We start from the raw sequence: 2,244 nt of genomic DNA, 5'->3' as shown, positions 1-2,244 counted from the left end.
ACGTTAGCACTCAGTTTTCCCGTGCTGAACAACAAAAACAATTTATGAAAGACGTTTTTTGGATAATAATAATTTGCATTTTATTGTTCTTATCAATAAAAGAGTTGCGGAATTTTAAAAAGTTAGAAAATAGTAATGGATATAATATTCTTCAAAATTCTAGGCATTATCGATTGTTAGCCATTGTTGCTGTGACAATTATTGGAATAATAATCTTCATTTACAGAAAGTTATTTGTAGAATAAAAAAAGCAAAATAACACCGAAAAGTTTACGCTCAAAGTTTGACGCTAAAAAAGGTTTGCGTGCTCAAGTTAGTAGGAAAACCGAAGTGCTAACAGCCGTTTGGTAGCATGGCTGGTTTTGCATTTCTTAGCCGGAAAGTACTAAGTTCAAAATTTGATTATATTTACAACAATAATTTAAAAAGTCGCCACGACTACCAAGCGGCGGAACGTTGTACGCAATTTTTACCCAAAACAGCTGAAAAAGAGAATAAAATATGGACTTTTAACTATTGGAATTACAATATTAGTAATTGCCTGCTACATCTTTTTTGGACTATACTCAATGACAATTGAAGATCATTATGGAGATTATAGTGAGATTTTTTATCAATCAAAAAATGGAGATATTGTTATCAACAAAGAAACGTCTGAAATTGGAATTATTGAAAAAAGCTGGACGAGAATAAATGTCAAGACCGAAAAAATAGACTCAACAGACTTATACAATTTTGCAACTAAGGCTGGCTATAATTCAAATATAAAACTTTACAGAATAAAAAGAAAACTTGAAGTAATGGACATAAACAAAATTGAGAAGTTGTTTAACGAAAAGAAAATAGAACTGATATTGGACTATAGAAATTAATGTTTAAGAAATAACAAAATAATAAAACTGCGTACAACAGCGGTTATCAGCTATAGCTGGTTTTTCTTGAGTTGTACTTATATTTTCACGTAAAACTATTATCTTAGCAGACAGTACGCAGTTCGTTGGCTTCGCTACAGACTGATAGCCGCGAAACGTTATGCACTATTTTTAACCAACGTTTATCTATGAACTATTCGATAAAAATCTGGTTTTTTTCAGTTATCATGTCTCCTATTCTATTGCTGATTTTAGGCACTTTTGTTTACTCAACAACGTTACCGGAAATATTAGAATCAGGACCATTATTATTTTTTATGATTCTTTGTGGATTGGTTCTTTCGATTCCGGCAATGATTGTTTTTTACTTAATAGAAATGAAACTGAGAAATACTTCGCTGTCAAAAAATATAGTGAAAGTATTTTTAAGTTTGTATTCTTTCTGTTCAGTCTGGATTACATTTTATATAGTAGACAAAAGATCTTTTAAAAGTGATTCTAACCTAATATTTTGGGTAATAATATATTCCTTGACAATAGTTTTGGGAGTTTGGATTTTTAAACTCAACGAAGCGAAAAAAACAGTGCATAACAGCAGTTTGTAGCAACTGCGAAGCATGCGCTTCTCTGGAAAATCCTGCGGATTTTCAAAAGGAGTTTTGTACTTGGAAAAGTTAGTGTTAAATTTATCGCAGCTGCTACAAGCTGCGGCACGTTAGCAATAACCTTTTAGAAATCGCTTGGTAAAAATTAAAACGCATTGGAAAATAACTAAATGATAAAAACTAAAATTTCTTTAATTGTATTTACAATTTTACTGGTTATACTTTTTCCATTTTCTATTTTGTTCTGGAAATCAGATTATGCGACTTCGGTAATTCCCGGTTGGCATACAACAATAATTTCGCCTTATTTAACTGCTACATTATTTAAATCGGTACTGTTACTAATTGTTGTGGTTTTATATTGGAAACTGAATAAAGTTGTCAAAGAAATTGACTTAAAAATTTTTATTTTACATTTAACTCTAACAATTCCATCAATATTAAATTCAAAATTACCATTACATTCGTTCATAGAATTTGACAGAAATGATATGACTAAAACTGCAAACGAAATTGAAATTGTAAATTCAATTGTAATTGTACTGAATGTTTTATTTGTGATTGGACAAGTTATTTTTGGAATATATTACGTTAAAAAAAGGAATATCGGGAAAGTCAGTAAATAAAGGCTATTGCTAACAGCAGTTTGCAACAACTGCAAGGTTCGGGCTTTCTCCGAATTTTCTGCGAAAATTCAAAAAGTAGTTTTATATTTGGAATCGGCGGTGATTAATTTTTGCAACTGTTGCAAGCCGCAAGACGTTATA

The 2,244-nt window shown here is 30.7% G+C and carries 3 protein-coding genes; all 3 read left to right on the top strand.

The window, feature by feature from the left end:
* Nucleotides 1–245: hypothetical protein (locus tag HA632_RS13905; protein WP_217902810.1), on the top strand; the 245-nt coding region annotated here is incomplete at its 5' end.
* A 324-nt stretch (nt 246–569) separates the two neighbouring features.
* On the top strand, nt 570–872 hold the full coding sequence (locus HA632_RS01935; protein WP_176305560.1) for a hypothetical protein: 303 nt from the start codon (nt 570–572) through the stop codon (nt 870–872).
* Between the two features lie 775 nt (nt 873–1,647).
* Nucleotides 1,648–2,103 (top strand): hypothetical protein, encoded by a 456-nt coding sequence (locus tag HA632_RS01930; protein WP_176305559.1) that lies wholly within the window; start codon nt 1,648–1,650, stop codon nt 2,101–2,103.
* Nucleotides 2,104–2,244 lie beyond the last annotated feature (141 nt).

The sequence above is a fragment of the Flavobacterium sp. J49 genome (assembly GCF_011742145.1).
GTDB lineage: Bacteria > Bacteroidota > Bacteroidia > Flavobacteriales > Flavobacteriaceae > Flavobacterium.
This window is presented reverse-complemented; position numbering and strand designations above follow the sequence as displayed.

Excerpts from the sequence above, each read along its gene's own strand:
- HA632_RS01930 (WP_176305559.1), top strand. The coding sequence starts at position 1,648 with ATGATAAAAACTAAAATTTCTTTAATTGTATTTACAATTTTACTGGTT.
- HA632_RS01935 (WP_176305560.1), top strand. The coding sequence starts at position 570 with ATGACAATTGAAGATCATTATGGAGATTATAGTGAGATTTTTTATCAA.